20 protein-coding genes and 1 tRNA gene are annotated in these 20,383 nt (G+C 60.0%); 14 read left to right on the forward strand and 7 right to left on the reverse strand.

The window, feature by feature from the left end; translation table 11 throughout:
- From tal to serB, 3 genes are all read right to left on the reverse strand, one after another.
- Window positions 1-1,112: transaldolase (tal, locus tag FH975_RS01070; RefSeq protein ID WP_162319672.1), on the reverse strand; the 1,112-nt coding region annotated here is incomplete at its 3' end.
- Window positions 1,113-1,144: 32 nt separating this feature from the next.
- On the reverse strand, window positions 1,145-3,253 hold the full coding sequence (gene tkt, locus FH975_RS01075) for a transketolase (protein WP_328821720.1): 2,109 nt from the start codon (window positions 3,251-3,253) through the stop codon (window positions 1,145-1,147).
- Between the two features lie 82 nt (window positions 3,254-3,335).
- A complete protein-coding gene (gene serB / locus FH975_RS01080; protein ID WP_162319673.1) occupies window positions 3,336-4,295 on the reverse strand; it encodes a phosphoserine phosphatase SerB in 960 nt (319 codons plus the stop codon).
- Between the two features lie 49 nt (window positions 4,296-4,344).
- Between serB and FH975_RS01085 the strand changes: the two genes are divergently transcribed.
- Both FH975_RS01085 and FH975_RS01090 read left to right on the forward strand, forming a co-directional pair.
- Window positions 4,345-5,130, forward strand: coding sequence for an ABC transporter ATP-binding protein (locus FH975_RS01085; RefSeq protein WP_153077529.1), 786 nt, complete (start codon window positions 4,345-4,347; stop codon window positions 5,128-5,130).
- Between the two features lie 4 nt (window positions 5,131-5,134).
- The gene (locus tag FH975_RS01090; RefSeq protein WP_235928260.1) at window positions 5,135-6,028 is read left to right on the forward strand and encodes a sulfite exporter TauE/SafE family protein; all 894 of its coding nucleotides are present in this window, start codon (window positions 5,135-5,137) and stop codon (window positions 6,026-6,028) included.
- A 130-nt stretch (window positions 6,029-6,158) separates the two neighbouring features.
- Here FH975_RS01090 and FH975_RS01095 read toward each other — a convergent pair.
- Both FH975_RS01095 and FH975_RS01100 read right to left on the reverse strand, forming a co-directional pair.
- A tRNA-Leu gene (locus tag FH975_RS01095) sits at window positions 6,159-6,245 on the reverse strand.
- Between the two features lie 64 nt (window positions 6,246-6,309).
- Complete coding sequence (locus tag FH975_RS01100; protein ID WP_138252229.1) at window positions 6,310-6,567, reverse strand: type B 50S ribosomal protein L31; 258 nt, start codon at window positions 6,565-6,567, stop codon at window positions 6,310-6,312.
- A 150-nt stretch (window positions 6,568-6,717) separates the two neighbouring features.
- Between FH975_RS01100 and FH975_RS01105 the strand changes: the two genes are divergently transcribed.
- Window positions 6,718-8,007: a M20/M25/M40 family metallo-hydrolase gene (locus FH975_RS01105; protein ID WP_153077530.1), complete on the forward strand. Its 1,290-nt coding sequence runs from the start codon at window positions 6,718-6,720 to the stop codon at window positions 8,005-8,007.
- Between the two features lie 19 nt (window positions 8,008-8,026).
- Here FH975_RS01105 and FH975_RS01110 read toward each other — a convergent pair whose 3' ends face one another.
- On the reverse strand, window positions 8,027-8,269 hold the full coding sequence (locus FH975_RS01110; RefSeq protein ID WP_153077531.1) for a DUF5703 family protein: 243 nt from the start codon (window positions 8,267-8,269) through the stop codon (window positions 8,027-8,029).
- Window positions 8,270-8,337: 68 nt separating this feature from the next.
- On the opposite strand from FH975_RS01110, the gene FH975_RS01115 reads away from it, so the two are divergent.
- From FH975_RS01115 to mshC, 3 genes are all read left to right on the forward strand, one after another.
- Complete coding sequence (locus FH975_RS01115; protein WP_153077532.1) at window positions 8,338-8,607, forward strand: hypothetical protein; 270 nt, start codon at window positions 8,338-8,340, stop codon at window positions 8,605-8,607.
- Between the two features lie 64 nt (window positions 8,608-8,671).
- Complete coding sequence (locus tag FH975_RS01120) at window positions 8,672-9,502, forward strand: undecaprenyl-diphosphate phosphatase (protein ID WP_162319674.1); 831 nt, start codon at window positions 8,672-8,674, stop codon at window positions 9,500-9,502.
- Window positions 9,503-9,548: 46 nt separating this feature from the next.
- Window positions 9,549-10,820, forward strand: a complete 1,272-nt coding sequence (gene mshC / locus FH975_RS01125; RefSeq protein ID WP_162319675.1) for a cysteine--1-D-myo-inosityl 2-amino-2-deoxy-alpha-D-glucopyranoside ligase — start codon at window positions 9,549-9,551, stop codon at window positions 10,818-10,820.
- A 36-nt stretch (window positions 10,821-10,856) separates the two neighbouring features.
- Here the strand turns inward: mshC and FH975_RS01130 are convergent, their stop codons facing one another.
- Entirely contained in the window at window positions 10,857-11,738 is an 882-nt protein-coding gene (locus FH975_RS01130; RefSeq protein ID WP_407938609.1) for a PAC2 family protein, read from the reverse strand.
- A gap of 124 nt (window positions 11,739-11,862) precedes the next feature.
- On the opposite strand from FH975_RS01130, the gene FH975_RS01135 reads away from it, so the two are divergent.
- The 8 genes from FH975_RS01135 to FH975_RS01170 are packed head-to-tail and all read left to right on the forward strand — an operon-like array spanning window position 11,863 to window position 20,370.
- On the forward strand, window positions 11,863-12,564 hold the full coding sequence (locus tag FH975_RS01135) for an HAD family hydrolase (RefSeq protein ID WP_235928262.1): 702 nt from the start codon (window positions 11,863-11,865) through the stop codon (window positions 12,562-12,564).
- Window positions 12,561-13,595, forward strand: a complete 1,035-nt coding sequence (locus FH975_RS01140; protein WP_162319676.1) for a tRNA (adenine-N1)-methyltransferase — start codon at window positions 12,561-12,563, stop codon at window positions 13,593-13,595. Before FH975_RS01135 ends, FH975_RS01140 begins: the two co-directional genes overlap by 4 nt.
- Window positions 13,585-15,189, forward strand: coding sequence for a proteasome ATPase (gene arc / locus FH975_RS01145; protein WP_153077538.1), 1,605 nt, complete (start codon window positions 13,585-13,587; stop codon window positions 15,187-15,189). The genes FH975_RS01140 and arc overlap by 11 nt, the downstream gene beginning before the upstream one ends.
- Entirely contained in the window at window positions 15,186-16,904 is a 1,719-nt protein-coding gene (dop, locus tag FH975_RS01150) for a depupylase/deamidase Dop (protein WP_162319677.1), read from the forward strand. The genes arc and dop overlap by 4 nt, the downstream gene beginning before the upstream one ends.
- Window positions 16,905-16,913: 9 nt before the next feature.
- Entirely contained in the window at window positions 16,914-17,117 is a 204-nt protein-coding gene (locus tag FH975_RS01155) for a ubiquitin-like protein Pup (RefSeq protein WP_153077540.1), read from the forward strand.
- Between the two features lie 3 nt (window positions 17,118-17,120).
- Window positions 17,121-18,611 (forward strand): Pup--protein ligase, encoded by a 1,491-nt coding sequence (gene pafA, locus FH975_RS01160; RefSeq protein WP_162319678.1) that lies wholly within the window; start codon window positions 17,121-17,123, stop codon window positions 18,609-18,611.
- A 33-nt stretch (window positions 18,612-18,644) separates the two neighbouring features.
- A complete protein-coding gene (locus tag FH975_RS01165) occupies window positions 18,645-19,964 on the forward strand; it encodes an FKBP-type peptidyl-prolyl cis-trans isomerase (protein ID WP_162319679.1) in 1,320 nt (439 codons plus the stop codon).
- Between the two features lies 1 nt (window position 19,965).
- On the forward strand, window positions 19,966-20,370 hold the full coding sequence (locus tag FH975_RS01170) for an FKBP-type peptidyl-prolyl cis-trans isomerase (RefSeq protein ID WP_153077543.1): 405 nt from the start codon (window positions 19,966-19,968) through the stop codon (window positions 20,368-20,370).
- Window positions 20,371-20,383 lie beyond the last annotated feature (13 nt).

The following is a 20,383-nucleotide window of genomic DNA, read 5'->3' on the forward strand; positions in this document are numbered from 1 at the left end:
GTGCTCAGGAGCCCTTCCCAGGACTTGTCGAACTTTTCCAGGCCCTCATTCTCAAGGGCGTCGACGACGGCACGGTAGCTGATTCCAGCCGCTGAGATGCCGTCGAGCACCCGATTGGACTCCACGTAGGTGTCCGTCATGGTGTCGCCGTCCACCTCACCATGGTCAGCTAGAGCGTTGAGCGTCTTCTCCGGCATGGTGTTGACCACTCCGGCGGCGGCAAGCTCGGTGACGTAGAGCGTGTCTGACAGATTCGGATCTTTGGTCCCTGTGGACGCCAGCAGAAGACGCTGTGGCCGGCCTCCCCGTTCTGCCAGGAGTCTCCACCGTTCGGAGCTGAAGGACTCAGAAGCGATCTGGTGGGCCAGCCGTGCGTTGGCAATAGCGGCCTTGGACTTCAACTTCTCAGTCCCGGGCTTGCCCTCTTCTGCTGCCAGTTCCAGCCTCTTGTCCACTTCGCTGTCAACACGGGACACAAAGAAACTTGCGACGGAATGGATCTTGGAAATGTCTAGGCCGTCGGTGTGCGCCTTCTCCAAGCCGAGCATAAAGGCATTAATGACGGCTCGGTACCGTTCCAGAGAAAACACCAGAGTGACGTTGACGCTGATGCCCTCAGAGATCACTGCCGCGATAGCTTCGATTCCCTCAACGGTGGCGGGGATCTTGATCATCACATTCTCTCGACCAACGGCCTCGTAGAGACGTTTGGCTTCTGCGATGGTGGAATCAGCGTCACGGGCCATGCGCGGATCTACCTCAATGGAGACTCGTCCGTCGACGCCGCCCGAGGCGGAGTACGTCTCGGCGAATACATCGCATGCTTCCCGAACGTCTGAAGTAGTGATTTCGAAGACGGCTTGCTCAGCGTCCGCGCCCTTTGATGCCAGTTCCGCAAGTTGTTCCTCGTAGGCATCTCCGGAGCCGACTGCGGACTCAAAGATCGTCGGGTTAGTGGTCACACCGACCACGTGATGAGTCTCGATGAGCTTCGCCAGTGAGCCGGAGTTGAGTCGCTCCCGGGAGAGATCGTCCAACCAGATGGAGACTCCCACGTCGGAGAGCGCTTTGGTGCGGGGATTGCCAGTGGTGGCGTGAGTTTCGGCTGTCATTGTGTGCTCCTTGGTCAGAAGGTCGTGAAGTTTCAGTTCTTGGCTGCGCTGATTGAGTCCTCAGCCGCAGCTGCGACTCCATCGGCGGTAATGCCGAACTGTTCGTAGAGCTCCTTATAGTCAGCTGAGCCGCCAAAGTGGTCCAGGCCCACAATCCGGCCGGCGTCACCGACGTATTGATACCAACTCAGGGGATGCGCCGCTTCGACAGCGACACGGGCCCTAACGGCGGTTGGAAGGACGGACTCTCGGTAGGAGGCCTCCTGTTCAGCGAACCACTCAAGGCAAGGGGCTGAGACGACTCGTGCAGCGATGCCCTTAGCTGCGAGGCTCTCACGAGCATCGACGGCCAGTGCGACCTCGGAGCCGGTGCCGATGAGGATGACGTCCGGATCGACGACGACGCCGTCACGGACCGCTTCAGCCAGCACATAGGCACCTTTGGCTGCGCCTTCGACCGATCCGAACTCATCGGCGGTTGCCTCCCCGGTTCCGCGGGCGAATGTCGGCACGCCCTGACGGGTGAGGGCGATGCCAGCGGGTCTGTCAGTTCGTTTGAGGATTTCGCGCCAGACGAGCGCGACCTCATTGGCATCTGCCGGGCGAGTGACGTCCAGGCCCGGAATGGCCCGCAGACTGGCGAGCTGCTCCACCGGCTGGTGGGTGGGGCCGTCCTCGCCAAGTCCGATGGAATCGTGAGTCCACACAAAGATGGAACCGGCTCCCATCAGGGCTGCAAGGCGCACCGCAGGGCGCTGGTAGTCGGAGAATATGAGGAAGGTGCCGTTGTAGGTCCTGAGCGGCACCGACAATTGGATGCCGTTGGTGATGGCTGCCGCCGCGTGTTCACGGACTCCGAAGTGGAGATTCCTTCCGAAGGGCTGGGCAGAGAACTTTCCGGTGGACCACGTCTTGGGACCGAATGAGTCTTCCCCGGCGATCAGGGTGTTGTTCGAGCCCGCCAGGTCTGCTGATCCGCCCCAGAGCTCAGGAAGCACAGGTGCAACAGCGTTGATCACCTTGCCGGAAGCAGCACGGGTGGCGACGGCGTCACCAGCAGGGAATTCAGGAAGGCTGTCTTCCCAACCTTGTGGCAGCTTACCGGCAATAAGGCGATCAAAGAGAGCCGCGGCGTCGCTGTTGTCTTCCCTCCAGCTCGAGTAGGTCTTCTCCCACTCGTTGCGGGCCTGAGTGCCACGTTCGCTGACTTTACGAGCATGAGCGATGACTTCGTCATCGACATGGAAGTGCTGTTCGGTGTCGAATCCGAGGAATTCCTTGGTGGCGGCCAGCTCTTCTTCTCCGAGCTTTGAGCCGTGGATGCCGCCAGTGTTCTGCTTACCGGGGGCGGGCCAGCCGATGACTGTTCGCAGTGCGATCAGCGAGGGCTTTGAAGTCTCATCCCGAGCGGCGGAGAGAGCCCGGTTGAGCTCATCGATGTCTTCGGAGTAGTTCCCGGTCTTGAGCCAATCAACTCGCTGGACGTGCCACCCGTAGGCCTCATAGCGGGCCATTACGTCTTCTGTGAAGGCGATATCGGTGTCGTCTTCGATGGAAATCTTGTTGTCGTCCCAGATGACGTTGAGGTTGCCGAGCTGCTGGTGGCCGGCCAGTGACGAAGCCTCAGATGTGACGCCCTCCTGCAAATCACCATCGGAGGCGATCACCCAGACATTGTGATCGAACGGAGAGGCCCCTGGGGCAGCCTCGGGGTCAAGGAGCCCGCGAAGTCGGCGCTGGCCATACGCGAAGCCTACGGAGGAGGCTAGCCCTTGTCCCAGTGGGCCTGTGGTGATCTCAACTCCGTCGGTGTGGCCGTATTCAGGGTGGCCCGGGGTCTTCGACCCCCACGTGCGCAGTGCCTGGATGTCTTCCAATTCCAGGCCGTAACCCGAAAAGTAGAGCTGCAGGTAGAGGGTGAGGCTGGAGTGACCCGGTGAGAGAATGAAACGGTCCCGCCCGATCCATTGTGGATCCGAGGGGTCATGGCGCATGACTTTCTGGAACAGCAAGTACGCCGCTGGTGCCAGCGACATTGCGGTACCGGGATGGCCAGAACCCACTTTCTCAACTGCATCGGCGGCAAGCACCCGCAGAGTATCCACGGCCTTTTTGTCTAGGTCGGTGAAGATTTCGGTCACTGTGAGTGTCCTCCAAGCGGTGATGTGTTTCTACAAAGGGGCTTACAAGGAGGCACGCCCTTGTGCCGCATCTCACTCCACCCTACCGGTGGGAGTGAATTTCGTCGTGTCTCGTTGATACGCCCAGGGCGTAGGCCACCAATTCCAGACTGCGGTGGCTGATGACCAGGTCTGCGTGGTCAATCAGCGCCGGCTTCGCACAGAATGCGACCCCCACTCCTGCTGTCTTAACCATATCCTCATCATTGGCGCCGTCGCCCACTGCGACCACATTCTGAACATTTATGCCACTGCGCTTGCTCCATTCCAGCAGGCGCTGTTTTTTGGCTTCAGGGTCGACCACCTGTCCGATGGTTCGCCCGGTGAGACGCCCGTCAACAATGTCAAGGGTGTTGGCATCAAAGTCGGTGAGACCGAGTTCGGCCGCAAGGGGTTGCAATATCTGCTGAAAACCGCCTGAGACCGCGTAAACCGGCCATCGGCGGTCTTGCCAAATATTGATAAGTTCACGTGCGCCGGCAGTTGGGGTCAGGGCCCGGAACGTCTCGTAAAGGACTGTGCTCTCTAGTCCGGCAAGGGTCTCCACCCGCGCGTGCAGGCTCTGCGTGAAATCCAATTCTCCGCGCATCGCCCGTTCTGTGACTTTCGACACTTTCTCGGCTGCGCCGGCGAACCCAGCCAAAAGATCGATGACTTCCTGATCGATCAGCGTGGAATCCACATCCATGATCAGCATCATTTTTTCTCGGGGGCGGTGCTCGGAGTCCAGGACAGTACTCGTGACGTTGGAGCTGCTGAGCTGCTCTGCGGCGTCGTCGAGCAATGACCTGACCAGCTGGGTACCAGAAGAGTCGTCAGAATCACCAAGGTCCAGGCACCATCGGACGGCATGGAAGGGGCTCGAAGCAGTGTGGAACTCAGCGGCCTCCACGTGGAGCACCGTGCCGCGACGTTCAAATTCGGCAGTCAGGGAGCGGATAAGGGCACCGTCGAGTTCTTCGGCAGCGATCATGGCAACAGTTCCGGGAGGCAGGTCAGTCATAGCGAGTCTCACCCTATAACCGCTCGGCCGGTTCGATAGGGTTAGGCGCATGAATCCAGTGCTGAATCTTTCGGGTGTCACCGTGCGGCGTGGCCGCAAGCTGCTTCTCGACAACGTGAACTTCCGAATCGACGACGGTCAGCGCTGGGTGATCCTCGGGCCCAACGGAGCAGGTAAGACGACGTTGTTGCAGATCGCCTCCGCCAGGCTCTTCCCCACCACAGGCCAGACCCAGATCCTCGACGAGACCTTGGGAAGTGTTGACGTTTTCGAACTGCGCCCGCGCATCGGGCTGTGCTCGAACTCAGTGGCTCATACGTTGCCGGGGCGCGAAACGGCGCTCAACGTCGTCGTGACCGCCGCGTATGGGGTCACCGGCCGGTGGCGAGAGGAGTACGAGCGGCTCGACGAGCGCCGGGCCTTCGCGCTGCTCAACACCTGGGGAGTGGGTACCGTCTTCGATCGACCGTTCGCCACACTCAGTGAGGGCGAACGCAAGCGGGTTCAAATTGCCCGCGCGCTGATGACGGATCCCGAGTTGCTCCTGCTGGACGAACCCGGAGCCGGATTGGATCTGGCTGGCCGGGAAGCGCTGGTCGCCCGGACTTCAGAGCTTGTTCAAGATGAGTCGGCACCGGCGACAGTACTGGTGACACATCACTTGGAGGAGATTCCACCAGGTTTCACCCACGTATTGCTCCTCCGCGACGGCAAAGTAGTCTCAGCCGGCCCAATGGCCGAAACCCTCACCTCGGAGAATCTCAGCACGACGTTTGACATGCCACTCGATTTGACCGAGCGCGAGGGCCGCTTCAGCGCCTTCATGAGGAGCTGACGCGTTGGAGGCGCTGCTCGAGTTCGAATTGCACGGCCTAGGCATAGGTCTGCTGCTGCTGATCTTCGTCGCCGCAATCTGGGCGGGTTCGATCAATACAGTCGTGGGCTCTGGGACCCTGGTGACCTTCCCGGTGCTGGTGGCGATGGGAGTACCGCCGGTCTCGGCTACCGTCTCCAACGCCATGGGTCTTATCGCAGGGAACTTTACCGGTGCCTGGGGTTACCGGAGGGAGATCGTTCAGGTTAAGTCCGTGCTGAAGCGGCTGATACCGGCATCGTTCCTGGGTGGCGTCATTGGGGCCACATTGCTGATCACCTTGCCTGAGGAGGTCTTCGGTACGGTGGCCCCCGTGCTCATCGTGATTTCACTCGCGATGGTCATTGCACAGCCGAGGCTGGCTGCGTGGGTCAGACGTCGGGCTGCGGAACGAACTGAAGATCCGGATCCGAGCAGCCCGCAGCCGGAAGACGATTCTGAGATTGTGGCACGGAAGGCGGCTGACTCCGTCGGCTGGCCCCTGATTCTGCTGGTGTTTCTGGCCGGAATCTACGGTGGGTACTTCGTCGCTGCGCAGGGCATTCTGCTTATGGGCATTATGGGCATCCTTCTGGCGGCGACCATCCAGCAGGCCAATGGCGTCAAGAACCTCCTGGTCGCTTTCGTCAACCTCACCGCCGCGGTGAGCTATGTAGTGGTCGACTACTTGATTCGCGACCCGGATGACCGCGTGATCCTGTGGGGTGTAGTGGCGATTATCGCCGTGGGTTCCACTCTCGGAGGTTTTCTTGGCGCGTGGGTTGGTCGCAAACTCTCACCCCTGGTGCTTCGGGCTGTCATCATCACGTTGGGGTTGGTCGCTCTCGCGGTCATGCTGCACAACCTTTTCTTGGGGTGACAGACGGGTATTCACCGGCGACGCTCGACGCTGTCTAACGAAACAAGGCCCCTTTCCCAGACGTACTGGGAAAGGGGCCTTGCGTTGACTTTGGCCGTTTGAACGGGGGTACCGTCATCGTTCCGGCCAGTGCGCGGAGGGGGACTTGAACCCCCACCCTCATTAATAGAGGACTAGCACCTCAAGCTAGCGCGTCTACCTATTCCGCCACCCGCGCAGGGTGCCTGCCTCAATGTGAAGCCAAGAGAGCTTAGCACGTCGGCAGGCCGAGTCAGAAACTCTTACTTCTTCCCGCCGAAACCAGCGAAGCGCTTGTTGAACTTATCCACACGTCCGGCGGAGTCCATGATGCGCTGCTTACCAGTGTAGAAAGGGTGTGAGGCCGCTGAGATTTCCACGTCAATCACGGGGTAGGTGTTGCCGTCCTCCCACTCCATCGTCTTCTGACTGGTAGCGGTGGTGCGGGTCAGTACCTTTTCGCCGGAGGAAAGATCGTTGAAGATCACCGGCTGGTAGGTCGGGTGAATATCAGGTTTCATGCTCAGGTCCTTTTCATGCGCCGCTGGTTTTTGCCAGAAGCTGGGAAACTAAAGATCATAGACCGTTGATCGGCCAACACTCGATCCTACCCTACGCATCAGCCTGGTGCCACACGGTCGCGAGCATCACGGAAGAGATAAGGTGAGGTTATGGAGAATAACGCCGTTGAATTCTGCCGTGACCTGATCCGATTCGACACCTCCAATTGGGGTGAGGGCAAGTCGAACGGCGAACGTGAGGCAGCCGAATACTGTGCTGAGGTCATGCGCCAGGCCGGCCTTGAGCCACAGTTCTTCGAGAAGGCACCGGGACGAACGAATGTCGTCGCACGGATGAAGGGGACAGACGCCACCGCTGGAGCCCTTGTAGTCCACGGTCACCTGGACGTCGTACCCGCTCAAGCTGCGGACTGGCAGGTGGATCCGTTCTCTGCGGACCTCATTGATGGCCTCATCTGGGGCCGTGGTGCCGTTGACATGAAAGACATGGACGCCATGATCCTGGCTTCGATGTTGCAGATGGCGCAGGATGGGCATCGACCCAAACGAGACATCATTTTTGCTTTCTTCGCCGATGAAGAGGACAACGGGACCTACGGTGCGCGGTGGTTGACCGATACGCATCCGGAACTCTTTGACGGAGCAACCGAAGCGATCAGTGAGGTCGGAGGATTCTCAGCAGATATTGCTGGTACCCGCGCCTACCTCATCCAGACGGCGGAGAAGGGCATTCACTGGACCAAGATGACGGCTCACGGCACAGCCGGCCACGGCTCAGCCGTCCACAAAGACAACCCGGTGGTGCACTTGGCTGAGGCTGTCGCTGCCATCGGTGCGCATGAATGGCCGCTCGAATACACCAAGACCACCCGGGCGCTGTTCGAGCAGCTCTCCGAAGTCACAGGTATCCCGTTCGACCCGGAAGACCCTTCAGCACTTATAGAAGCATCAGGATCTGCGGGCAAGTTTATTGCCGCAACGCTGCGCAACACCTCCAATCCCACACTGCTGGAGGCAGGGTATAAGCACAACGTCGTCCCGGGCCAGGCCCAAGCGTTGGTGGACGCTCGAACCCTGCCCGAGCAGGATGAGAAAGTTGCGGCAACCTTGCGTGAGTTGGCCGGGGACAAAATTTCCTTCGAACTCATGAATGAAGGCCCGGCGCTGGAGGTGCCATTCTCAGGAACATTGGTGGAGCAGATGGTCCAAGCGCTGAAAAATGAGGACCCTGAAGCGGTAGTTGTTCCCTACATGCTCGGTGGAGGAACCGACAATAAGCACCTGGCCAAGCTTGGCATCACCGGCTACGGCTTCGCCCCATTGCAATTGCCAGCGGACCTGGACTTCACTGGTATGTTCCACGGCGTTGATGAACGTGTACCAGTCGACTCACTGAAGTTCGGCGTGCGGGTGCTCCACCGTTTTCTGCTCGAGCAGTAGTGCCCGGGACTGTTTCGCCTTAGAAGGTCCGCCTGACGCGGATCATTCGACGGCGCAACCAGTATTTTCTTGTGCCCCCGGTGTAGAGCGCGGACCGACGCAACTCCCAGCGACCATACTCCGCGTACTCCACCACGCGGCGCCTGACCTCAGCCAGTGACTCACGTGGTTGGCAGGTCAGCACAAGGTACTCCCAGCCTCGGCCGTCATCATCCTCAGCGTGGTACCGGGTCATCGCGGAGGTACGACTCTGGTCTACCATTGGAACTACTCTAGAACACCCGTCAAGAGGTCTACCGCTGCGCCCTGAGACGTTGATACTGTGGCCATATGAACATGGATCCTCGCATCGCTCTCACTGCGCTCACTAACGCACTTGAGGAACACCTCTCAGCAGCAGTCAACCGCCGGGGCGAGGACGATCCTTCCGTGGAAGCGGCGTTCTACAACATCTCCGACGCCTTCGAGGCCTATGAGGATGCCCTCTTTGCATCGACAGGTGAAGTGACTCCGTTGGACCTCTACGACGAAGACGCCGACGACGGGGACGACATCATCGATGAGGATGACGACCTCGACGAGGATGTCGAAGAGGACTAGCCTCACATCCGATCGTGCCGCGCGTCGGGCCACGGGTGGCTGTCGGCGGTACTAAGCTTCGGTCGTGCTATGGATCGAAGCGATCATCTTGGGCCTGACGCAGGGACTCACTGAGTTCCTGCCCATTTCGAGCTCAGCTCACCTGCGTATCGTGGGGGAGTTTCTTCCTGGCGCCTCCGATCCAGGAGCGGCATTCACCGCAATCAGCCAGCTCGGTACGGAAACCGCTGTGCTGGTGTATTTCTGGCGTGACATTCTCCGCATACTCAGAGCCTGGCTCTCCGCTGTGACCGGCAACTTGGAACACAGCGATCCTGACGCCCGCATGGGGTGGATGATCATTGTCGGCACAATACCTATCGTGACGTTCGGGTTGGTCCTAGAGCGGTACATTGACACAACGTTCCGCACACTGTGGCTAATCGCCACCACGCTGATCGTTTTTGCCGTATTCCTTGCGATCGCTGACTGCTTCGGCACCCAGACCAAGAACCTCAGTCAACTGAGCGTTCGAGACGGAATTCTCTTTGGTTTTGCCCAGTCGTTGGCTCTCATTCCCGGAGTGTCACGCTCGGGAGGGACCATTACTGCCGGATTGCTCATGGGTTACACCAGAGAAGCGGCCGCGAGATATTCCTTCCTGCTGGCGGTCCCTGCAGTGTTCGGTTCGGGCTTCTACAAACTTCTCGGGTCAATTGACGAACCCGACGGGCCCTACACTCTTATGCACACATTGGTCGCTACTGGAGTAGGCTTCATCGTTGCCTACGTCATTATCGGCTGGTTCCTGCGGTACATCTCCACTCATTCCTACACGCTCTTCGTGGTATATCGCATTGTTCTGGGAGTGTTCGTCTACATCTGTCTCAGCTTCGGAATTATCAACGCCTGGTAGGAGTTGATCGCAGAGTGCCACCACCCACATGTGAAAGGATCGTTGCGTGAGATCGTGGAGCGTCCCCGCTGTGCCTGACCTGCCGCCCGTGTCTGAAACCCTTGAGCTCTATGACACGACGGCCTCGACAACGGTCAGCACCTCATCCAGAAGAGGGGTTGCCTCGCTCTATGTCTGCGGGATCACTCCATATGACGCGACGCACCTCGGTCACGCCAACACCTATGTGCACTTCGACACCCTGGTCCGTTACTGGCGGGCCTGCGGACTTGAGATTCAGTACGTCCAGAACGTCACGGACATTGACGATCCGCTTCTCGAACGCGCCACCGCCACGGGGGTCGACTGGCGCGACCTCGCTGAGTCACAGACGCAATTGTTCCGAGAAGACATGGCCGCACTGGGTGTCATACCCCCCACCTACTACGTGGGCGCTGTGGAGATGATCCCCGCAGTGGTGGAGGATGTTGAGCGACTCCTGGACTTAGGCATCGCCTATCCAGTGGAAGCCGTCGACGCAGCCGGCGAGGACTACTACTTCGATATCGCCGCTGCGGAGCAGCAGACGGAGTGGCGGTTGGGAAGCATCGGGCGCTACGACCGTCCCGCTATGGAAGCGCTTTTTCCCGATCGCGGGGGAGACCCAGACCGTCCCGGAAAGCGGGACCCGCTCGACCCGCTGCTCTGGCGTGCAGCCCGCGAAGGTGAACCCCAGTGGTCAGGAGGCGAACTCGGTGAGGGCCGCCCGGGGTGGCACATTGAGTGTTCGGTGATCGCCCGGCGCCACCTTCCAGCACCATTCACCATCCAGGGAGGCGGCTCGGATCTTCGCTTCCCGCACCACGAGTTCTCTGCCGCCCACGCCACCGCCGCCGATGGCCGGCCGCTGGCGGAAGGATACATGCACACCGGAATGGTGGGGCTTGACGGAGAGAAGATGTCCAAGTCACGCGGAAACTTGGTATTGGTGTCTCAGCTGCGGGCGCAGGGGACCGACCCCCAAGCGATTCGTACGCTCATACTCTCAAACCACTGGCGGGAGGACTGGGCGTATACCGATGGCGCCCTGCGAGGCGCCGAAGAGCGCCTCACCACGTGGAAGTCGGCTCTGCGAGCCACTCCTCACCGGCATGACGACGCCGTCTCAGCGACGGATCTGCAATACGCTCTCATGAGCGCCATGTCGGGAGATCTTAACTCGCCGGCTGCCCTCCACACCCTTGATCTTTGGGCGGCGGGGCAGATATCGCCCAAAACGAGCGCATCCGATGTCCGCGACGTCGTAATGGCCCTACTGGGCATTGATCTCGCTGCGTAGCAGGAGGGACACCGGCCGCCTAGGGGTGGTCACTGATTAACTTTCGGGAGGTTTCCGGCGCCTGAGGTACCGTTCGAACTCTTCGGCAATCGCGTCACCTGAAGCTTCCGGCAGGTTCGTAGTGTCCGTAGCCTCCTCCAGCCGTTTCACATAGTCAGCGATCTCGGCATCCTCCTCAGCCAGATCATCGACGCCACGCTCCCATGCTGCGGCGTCCTCTGATATTTCCTCGGCCTGGTGCGGGTCCAGCGGCACACCCAGAAGTTCCTCCAGCTTTCGCATAAGAGCCAACTGAGCTTTGGGTGAGGGTGCCTGTCCCACATAGTGCGGTACAGCAGCCCATAGGGAAAGTGATGGGATACCAGCCTGATACGCCGTGTGGGCCAAGACTCCTACGATCCCCACCGGGCCCTCATAGGTGGGCTCATCAATATCGAGAAGGTCCTGAATGTCAGAATCCTCCGAGGAGAACGACGCCGGAATAGGCCGGGTATGGGGCACATCAGCCAGCAACGCGCCGACCAGCACCACGGCATCCACATCGTGTTCCGCGGCCTTGGTCAGCAGGTCTGCGGTATAGGCACGCCACCGGAAACTGGGCTCCACACCATGTACGAACAGAAGATCAAACTCTCCATTGGCAGGCGAGGCATGCAGGATGGTGGTGGAGGGCCAGACAATTTCGCGCCCCGCAGCAGTGCGCGCAATCTTGGGCCGGGAAAACTGGAAGTCGTAGTACTCCTCGTCAGTGAGTTTCTCCACCAGGTCCGCGCCGAATGCCTGAGCTACGGTGCGGACCGCGGTCGAGGCTGCCCCGCCGGCGTCGTTCCACCCTTCGAAAGCCAGCACCATGACTGTGGGGCGGCTGGACTTATCATCGCCGTTCGCCGCCGTTTTCCGCAGATGGGCAGCCAACAGCTCCGAGCGATCTACTCTCTCCACGGGGGTGTCGGGATCCTCGGAACCGGGTGCTTGATTGTCCTCACTCACATTTCTCACAGTACTGGCAAGCCACAGCTGGTGGAAGCGTACGATGGTGGGCATGTCAGAATTGCAGGCCGTTTTCTGGGATATGGACGGCACATTGGTGGATACAGAGCCCTATTGGATCGAATCCGAGTATCAGTTAGTGAAAGACCACGGAGGTTCGTGGAATGAGGAGAAGGCCCACCAGCTGGTGGGGCAGGCGCTCACCTACTCGGCCTCTGTGCTGCAAGAAGCCGGAGTGCAGATGGGTGTACGGCAGATTATCGACCACCTCACAGCTGAAGTCGTCCATCGGTGCGGAGAACGCATACCCTGGCGCCCCGGTGCCCGTGACCTACTCCATGAGCTGCATCGCGAACGTATCCGCAATGCGATGGTCACCATGAGCTTTACGCCTCTGGCCCGTGCCATCGCCGACGCCTTACCAGCGGGCCAGCTGGAATTCGTGGTCACTGGTGACATGGTCTCAGCCGGCAAACCGGACCCTGAGGCGTATCACCTGGCCTTTGAGACTATGGCCGTGGACCACGAGCACCGGACCGGCTCGCCCTTGCAGCGTAAGCAGTGCATCGCCATCGAGGACTCAATTCCTGGAACAGCTGCGGCCGCGGCCTCCGGGCTGGTCACACTAGCCGTCCCGCATTACTCGCCGCTGCCCAGTACCGGACAATGGCACCTGATGGACACACTTGCCGGCACTGGAGTGTCGACACTCCAAGAACTGCTTCTCCGCGACCCTTCGCCGGCTACCGCATGACCCGGGCCGCACCAATCGGACAAGGGATGCGCACCGGCTTGCTGAAAGCCGGGCAGCGAGTGCAGTTGACTGACTACAAGGGACGGAAGTCGACCATCACCCTCAGTGAAGGTGGCGAATGGCATACCCACCGTGGAGTCCTCCACCATGACAAGCTCATTGCGCAGCCTGAGGGCATCGTGGTGGAGAACAGTGCCGGCTTCCGCTATCAAGTCTTACGCCCGCTGCTGAACGACTATGTGCTCTCAATGCCTCGTGGAGCGACGGTGGTCTACCCCAAGGATTCCGCTCAAATTGTCCAGGTCGCAGATATCTTCCCCGGCGCTCACGTCCTGGAAGCGGGAGTTGGGTCAGGCGCACTGAGCATTTCACTGCTGCGTGCCGTCGGCGACTCCGGGACATTGAACTCCTACGAACTCCGAGAAGAGTTTGCTGATATTGCCCGCAGCAATGTTGAAGCATTTTTCGGCGAACCTCATCCCGGGTGGTCCATTCGCATCGGAGACGCCGGACAGAAACCGATCGAGATCGAGGAACCAGGCGGTGTTGACCGCGTGGTCTTGGACATGCTCACCCCATGGAACTGCCTGAATGCCGTCCGGACCGTACTGGCTCCCGGCGGAGTCTGGGTGAGCTACGTAGCAACGGTGACACAACTGTCGCGATTGGCTGAAGAAATCAGGCAGTCAGGGGGATTCACGGAGCCGGAGGCCCACGAAACTATGCTCCGCACCTGGCACATGGATGGCCTCGCTGTTCGTCCAGACCACCGGATGGTGGCCCATACAGGGTTCCTGCTGTCGGCCAGGCGTCTCGCCGATAACCAGCTACCGCTGGAGTTGAAGAAACGTGAGAAGGTCTCCGAACCCGCCAGCGAGGACACTCAAGCCTGGGCTGGAACCAATGACGATGAGATATGGGATCAAGAGACTCTCAAGACTCGCGTGGTATCCAGGAAGAAGGCTCGCAAAGCAGCAGCCAATTCCCTCAAACACGCCGAAGCAGCCAAGGAGGTTGTCAATGACGAGTGAGCCTCACACCCAGACTGACGAGTTGCGGGGCAGGCTTGAACAGGCCCACCGACAGATCGACAACCTCCGCCAACGTCAACGGAGCCTTGAACAGCAGCTGCAGACAGCTGGACGGAACAACGAGCGGATCACCGGTCTCCTGGAAGCCACTCGTGGCCAGATCGAACAGCTTAAGCAGGCGCTGGAGGCCGATGGCCAACCCCCCTTCACCTTCGCCACGGTCATCGGCTACCGCGAACAGCGCGAGCGGACAGAAGGGCGGGAGATCGAGGCCGCCACAGCACCCGGTTGCGACGTGCTCCATTCAGGACGCAAACTGCGAGTCTCAGTATCTCCGCTGATTCGGCCCGAGGAAATCACTGCCGGTAATCAGGTGTTGCTCAACGAGAACTACACCATCATTGCAGTCCTCGAACCGGAGGGAACCGGTGAAATTGCGCGGGTCAAAGAGGTTCTGTCTGACGGCAGACTCGTGATCTTGGCCCGGGGCGAAGAGGAGCGCGTCGTCAAACTCTCGCCTGCGGCAGTCATTCACACCGAGGAGGGGGACAAGCCACCGCGTGTGGGCGACACTGTGGTTGTTGACCTGCGCACTGGCACTGCCACGGAGGTCGTTCCGCTCTCTGAGGTTGAGGACGTGGTGCTGGAAGAGACCCCCGATATCGGATACGGAGACATTGGGGGACTCGCCGAGCAGATCGAGCAGATCCGAGATGCTGTGGAACTGCCGTTCTTGCACGCCGACCTCTTCCGCGAGCATGGCCTGCGTGCACCGAAGGGCATCCTGCTCTATGGACCGCCGGGGTGTGGGAAGACCATGATCGCCAAGGCTGTAGCGACGTCTCTCGCGGACGGAGAGGCGTCTGGGGCATACTTCCTCAACATCAAAGGCCCAGAGCTGCTCAATAAATACGTCGGCGAAACGGAACGGCATATCCGGGTAATTTTCTCCCGGGCTCGGGAGCGTGCCTCGGCTGGATGCCCAGTTGTGGTCTTCTTCGACGAGATGGAAGCGCTGTTCCGTACCCGCGGCACCGGCGTCTCCTCCGATGTCGAAACCACCATAGTGCCGCAACTGTTAGCTGAGATCGACGGCGTTGAGTCGCTGGATAACGTCATCGTCATCGGTGCGTCCAACAGAGAAGACATGATTGATCCCGCGATTCTGAGGCCAGGGCGGCTTGACGTGAAGATTCGCGTTCAACGCCCGAGTGCCCAAGGGGCTCGAGAAATCCTCCGCATCCACCTGGGAGACTCCATCCCCCTGCGCCCCGACCTCATTGAGCAGTACGGGGGACGGGAGTCCCTGCGCGAAGCGCTCATTGAAGCCACCGTGTCGCAGCTCTACCCGGCACACTCGGGTTTCATGTCAGGTGCTGTCCTGAGCAATATTGTCGATCGGACCAAGAAGTTGGCCATCAAAGAATATCTGGCCCGCGCCGAGGACGACCACTTTAAGGGCATCACTCAGGAACACCTCGACGAGGCCATCAAGCAAGAGTTGGCCGAACAGCGCGACATGGTCGCCGGACTCGGGCTGACCGGCCAGAAGTCGGGGTCTTCAGTACCGGCGGGAAATGGGCCAAGCGCATGAGCGCCCGACGGTTGATCGGTATGGAGACCGAGTACGGAATCCACGCCCCCTCCAACTCGCGAGCGAGCCACGTCAGCCTCTCGATTGAGCTGGTCAACGCCTATGCCGCTCACATCACGGAAACCGGCGGAGCAGTCGCAGGAACAGAGTGGGACTACCAGTCGGAATCTCCATTGGTCGACGCGAGGGGTTGGGTCCTGCCCCGGTCAGCGGCACACCCATCCCAGTTGACGGACACATCAGAGGCTCTGAGCTATGCCACTGAACAGGAGGCTGGAGCCGGAGCCGTCCGAGACGCCTTGGGCAATGTCTCTGGTGGAGATCCCAGCCCAGCCGACACCGCCGAGAGGGACTACCACCCTCCTGGGTCAGCGCACTGGCGTGGCGACTTCTACCGCCAGAAAGCGGGTCAGCCCCAACTGTTGATGAACCTCGTGCTGGGAAACGGTGCCAGATTCTACGTAGATCACGCACATCCCGAGTACTCGTCCCCAGAAACAGTGGGTGCTAAGCGGGCAGTGCTGTATGACGTTGCCGGTGACGTCGTCGCCCGAACCGCCGCTCAGCGACTCTCTCGGGAGCCGGGCACGCCAGAAGTGCTGCTGTATAAGAACAACACGGATAACAAATCTGTCTCTTATGGGGCCCATGAGAACTACCTGGTGCCCCGCGCCCTACCCTTTGATTCCTTGGTCACCGGTCTGCTCCCCTTCTTCACGACGCGTCAAATCATCTGCGGGGCCGGACGAGTCGGTTTGGGACAACGTTCCCAGACTCCTGGATTCCAGATTTCCCAGCGGGCTGATTTTTTCGAAGAACAGGTGGGATTGGAGACCACTGTCCGGCGTCCGATCATCAACACCCGCGACGAACCGCATGCCGACTTTGACACCTGGCGCCGGTTGCACGTCATTATCGGAGACGCCAACATGAGCGAGTATTCCGCGTGGCTGCGGGTCGGCACCACTGCTTTGGTGCTGGATCTCATTGAGTCAGGGAAAGCTCCAGCCATCAAGCTCAACGACCCGGTTCAGGCGCTCAAAGACATCTCCCACGACCCGACTCTGAAATGCACTGTCGCGACGAACCGCGGGCAGATGACCGCTCTGCAGATTCAGCATCAGTATCTGCAGGCGGTGGTGGCCCACGCCCGGGAAGTCAGCGCGCCCAAACTCCCACATGCGGCCCCCGACACAGAGACCGCGGAGATCATCGAGGCATGGGGTGATCTCCTGATGGATCTCGACAGTGATGTCAGCAGAGCTGCTGATCGAGTTGACTGGGTGGCTAAGAAGGAGCTGTTGGATTCTTATAGACGCCGCGACAGGCTCGAATGGAACTCACCGCAGTTGGGCATGATCGATCTGCAGTACCACGATCTCCGCCCGGAGAAAGGCCTCTATTATCGGCTGGCACGCGCCGGGCGCATGCGGCGGTTGTTCACCGAAGAACAGATCGACTGGGCGGCATCGCACCCGCCGGAGGAAACTCGCGCTTGGTTGCGGGGCCAACTCATCACCAGGCACCCCAAGTCTGTCGCCGGAGCTTCCTGGGACCACGTGCTGCTGCGGCCAGATGAAGTCTCGCCTGTCGTGCGGCTCAAACTCACCGACCCCTTCAACGGCAATCGGGACCAGGCTGAGCATGTGTTGGACCAGGCTGAGAGCCCTGCCCACCTGGCCAGCCGTCTCCAAGACCTGCTGGGGCAGCGGTAAGATAGTTCCATGTCAGCACAGCCACAAAAGCAGCCGCACCGTCATGGTGGAGGAGATCAGCCTGATTCCGCCGACGCTGCACAGCTCCAAGGAAACGCCCAAGCCGCCGACCGTGCAGCTGAACTCGACAGCCTGCTCGACGAGATCGACACTGTGCTTGAATCGAATGCTGAGGAATTCGTCAAAGGATTCGTGCAGAAGGGCGGCCAGTAAGGAGTGGATCGCCGCGTCTACGGCGTCGAAACGGAGTTCGGACTCACTCACCGTCCCGAGACCGGGCGAGGCCTACCACCGGACGAGCTGGCGAGGTATCTCTTCCGCCCCGTGGTGGAGTTTGGCCGCAGCTCCAATATTTTCATCCCTAACGGATCTCGGCTCTACCTCGATGTGGGTTCGCACCCGGAATACGCCACTGCTGAATGTGACGACCTAATGGACCTCATCGCCTCTGATCGCGCTGGGGAGAGAGTGATGCACGACCTGGCTTTGGCGGCCGAGGAACGCATTCAGCGTGACGGATTCACCGGTCAGGTCTACGTGCTCAAGAACAATGTGGATTCTGCAGGTAACTCTTACGGCAGCCATGAGAATTACCTCATCCCGCGCACTACCCACTTCCGCAGACTCTCCGGAATCCTGCTGCCCTTTCTGGTGACCCGGCAGGTCATCGCCGGGGCAGGCCGGGTGGTCCCGGCTGATGAGAATCGTGAAGCACATTTCGCCTTCTCCCAACGGGCTGACCACATGTGGGAGGGCATCTCCAGTGCGACGACGCGGTCTCGGCCGATCATTAACACCCGCGACGAGCCGCACGCGGATGCGGCCACGCACCGCAGGCTGCACGTGATCGTGGGCGATTCCAACATGTCCACAACGACGTCGCTACTTCGCTACGGCTCCACCGATTTGGTTCTGCGCATGATCGAAGCTGGAGTTCCTATCGACGACTTTGAGCTGGAGAATCCTATTGCGGCCATTCGCCAGATCAGTCATGACATCACCGGACGTGCCACGGTGCGCACCCGCGGAGGTGATGATTTCACAGCTGTAGAGATCCAGCGGGGCATCCTCCAACGAGTCAGCCGATTCGTCACCGAACGGGGTGCCCACCACGAACGAGTCGGTGACGTTCTGGAGCTCTGGGAACGCGCCCTTGAGGCAGTCGAAACCGGAGACTATGGCCTGATTGACCAAGACATCGACTGGGCCATCAAAATGCGACTGGTCCAGGATGTGGCCACCCAGAAAGGCCTGGGTCTCGGCCATCCCCGGCTGAAGCAGATCGACATGGCATACCACGATGTGAACCCCCACCGTGGTCTTTTCCATCTTTTGGCACGCCGCGGACGGACGACAAACATCCTCACAGAGCAACAGATCACCCGAGCGATGACGACGCCGCCGCCGACTCGTGCCGCTGTCCGCGGAGAGTTCCTCTCCACGGCCCGCGCCTATTCTGCTGAATGCACCGTGGACTGGGTTCATCACAAACTCACCGGACGCCCCCTCGAAGCCATCATGGTCAAGGACCCCTTCGCCCCGCATGATGATCGTGTGGACTCGCTGCTTAACAAACTGGGCGACCGGCGGAGTGCATTGCAGGAGCGCAGCTTCGACGAACGCAGCCAGGACGCGGTCACAGTGGCCCTGACAGACAAATATTCACTGGTCACCGGCACTGAGGCTCCAGAGCCCCCGTTGATCTGACGAAAATCATCAAGAGATAGTAGAGTTCCCCCGATGCGCATCCACCGTAAAGCTCACGCCCCACTCGCTCTGTCCGCCGCGGCAGCTCTGCTGCTGACGGCGTGCTCCGATGACCCTGGTCTCGGAGACTCCGAGGCCTTGTCCGATATCGAGGTCAACCGCAATGACGAGGGTGAGGCGCCCGATGTGGTGATCTACGATGATATCGAAGCCGATGAGAATTCCTCATTCATCGTCAACGAGGGAGACGGAGAGCAAATCAGCAGCGACTCGCTGATGGACTATCAGCTGAGTATCGTCGACCCTTCCACTGGTGCAATCCAGCAGAGCTCTCACGACGACCCGGTCGATCCCTTCATGGCGCTGTCGGCCCTGGCCGCCTCACAGTTTGAGGTGGAACAGTTCTTCGCTCAGGGGCTCAGCGAAGATGGGGTTACCGTAGGTTCAGACGTGGCCTTCTACCTCGTCCCAGACGAGGAGCAGGGCATCGCTGAACCGACTCTCTACCTCTTCGAAGTCCGTGGCCAAACACCTGCTTACGCCGACGGTGAAGAGCAGGACCAATCGGGCGATCTACCGGAGATTGAGTCGGAGATCGGCTCAGTGCCGGAGCTCGGCGACTATGACCAAGAGGCAGACGCCCCCGACGATCTCAGCAGTGAGGTGCTGGTCGCAGGTGAGGGTGAGGAAGTCGCTGACGATGACTACGTCTTTGTGCAGTACCGCGGTTGGCGCTGGGAGGACGGTGAAGAGTTCGACAGCTCCTGGGTCACTGAATCCGAAATTGAGGACGAGGACGACTCTAGTGAGGAAGAAGAGGACGATGCGGAAGACCAAGAGGACGCGTCTGCTGAGCCCGGCTCAGCGGGTGAGCCCTTCGGCTTCTCCCTGACCGGCGGAGTGATCGAAGGCTGGCTCGAGGGCATTCCCGGCCACAATGTAGGAGATCGAATCCTGCTGGTCATCCCAGAAGATCTGGCCTACGGCGCCTCCACCAACGAGGACGGCACCACTGAGGGCGGACAGCCCGGCGGTGCGCTGATCTTTGTGGTGGACATTGCCCGAACCATCGACAACGAGACGATGGAGGAACTCCAGGCATCGCAGCAACAGCAGCAACAGCCTGAGCAGGGTGATATGCCGACACTTGAGCTCAGCGATGAGGAACGCGAACGCCTCGAGGAGCTCGCCGAGGAAACTGGCATGAGCCCTGAAGAAATGGAGAATTTGGCCATGCAGTTCGGCGTGACTTCCATCGAAGAGCTGGAAACCATGTTTCAGCAGATGCCTGAGGAAGATGACGATTCCGCAGATGACGCTGAAGAAGACGACACCGACGATGAGGATGAGTGACATGTCATTCGGACAACGCAGCTATGACCGTACCCGGCCCGAGGTGGACTTCCCCGGGGAAACCCCTCCCGAGGAATTGATCATAGAGGAGCTCATTCCCGGTTCCGGTCCTGAAGTGGTACCTGGCGACCAGATCGCTTGCCACTATGTCGGCGTGTCCTGGTCCACCGGTGAAGAATTCGACGCGTCCTGGAACCGAGGCGCCCCTCTGGACTTCACGGCCGGCATCGGGCAAGTCATCCAGGGCTGGGACCAAGGGTTGATCGGCATGAAGGAAGGTGGCCGGCGTCGTCTGGAGATTCCGCCGCATTTGGCCTACGGGGAAGCTGGAGCCGGCGGCGCCATCGGTCCCAACGAGACGCTGATCTTCGTGGTCGATCTCGTGCAGGTTAACAAAGCTGGCTGATCCCTTAGCGGCT

The sequence above is a fragment of the Nesterenkonia haasae genome (genome assembly GCF_010119385.1).
Lineage (GTDB): Bacteria > Actinomycetota > Actinomycetes > Actinomycetales > Micrococcaceae > Nesterenkonia > Nesterenkonia haasae.

What these genes read in the sequence shown, in the direction of transcription:
- dop (WP_162319677.1), top strand. Translation starts at nt 15,186, where the DNA reads ATGAGCGCCCGACGGTTGATCGGTATGGAGACCGAGTACGGAATCCAC.
- FH975_RS01100 (WP_138252229.1), bottom strand. Translation starts at nt 6,567, where the DNA reads ATGAAACCTGATATTCACCCGACCTACCAGCCGGTGATCTTCAACGAT.
- arc (WP_153077538.1), top strand. Translation starts at nt 13,585, where the DNA reads ATGACGAGTGAGCCTCACACCCAGACTGACGAGTTGCGGGGCAGGCTT.
- FH975_RS01165 (WP_162319679.1), top strand. Translation starts at nt 18,645, where the DNA reads ATGCGCATCCACCGTAAAGCTCACGCCCCACTCGCTCTGTCCGCCGCG.
- FH975_RS01135 (WP_235928262.1), top strand. Translation starts at nt 11,863, where the DNA reads ATGTCAGAATTGCAGGCCGTTTTCTGGGATATGGACGGCACATTGGTG.
- serB (WP_162319673.1), bottom strand. Translation starts at nt 4,295, where the DNA reads ATGACTGACCTGCCTCCCGGAACTGTTGCCATGATCGCTGCCGAAGAA.
- FH975_RS01085 (WP_153077529.1), top strand. Translation starts at nt 4,345, where the DNA reads ATGAATCCAGTGCTGAATCTTTCGGGTGTCACCGTGCGGCGTGGCCGC.
- FH975_RS01105 (WP_153077530.1), top strand. Translation starts at nt 6,718, where the DNA reads ATGGAGAATAACGCCGTTGAATTCTGCCGTGACCTGATCCGATTCGAC.
- FH975_RS01115 (WP_153077532.1), top strand. Translation starts at nt 8,338, where the DNA reads ATGAACATGGATCCTCGCATCGCTCTCACTGCGCTCACTAACGCACTT.
- FH975_RS01140 (WP_162319676.1), top strand. Translation starts at nt 12,561, where the DNA reads ATGACCCGGGCCGCACCAATCGGACAAGGGATGCGCACCGGCTTGCTG.
- FH975_RS01155 (WP_153077540.1), top strand. Translation starts at nt 16,914, where the DNA reads ATGTCAGCACAGCCACAAAAGCAGCCGCACCGTCATGGTGGAGGAGAT.
- FH975_RS01110 (WP_153077531.1), bottom strand. Translation starts at nt 8,269, where the DNA reads ATGGTAGACCAGAGTCGTACCTCCGCGATGACCCGGTACCACGCTGAG.
- FH975_RS01170 (WP_153077543.1), top strand. Translation starts at nt 19,966, where the DNA reads ATGTCATTCGGACAACGCAGCTATGACCGTACCCGGCCCGAGGTGGAC.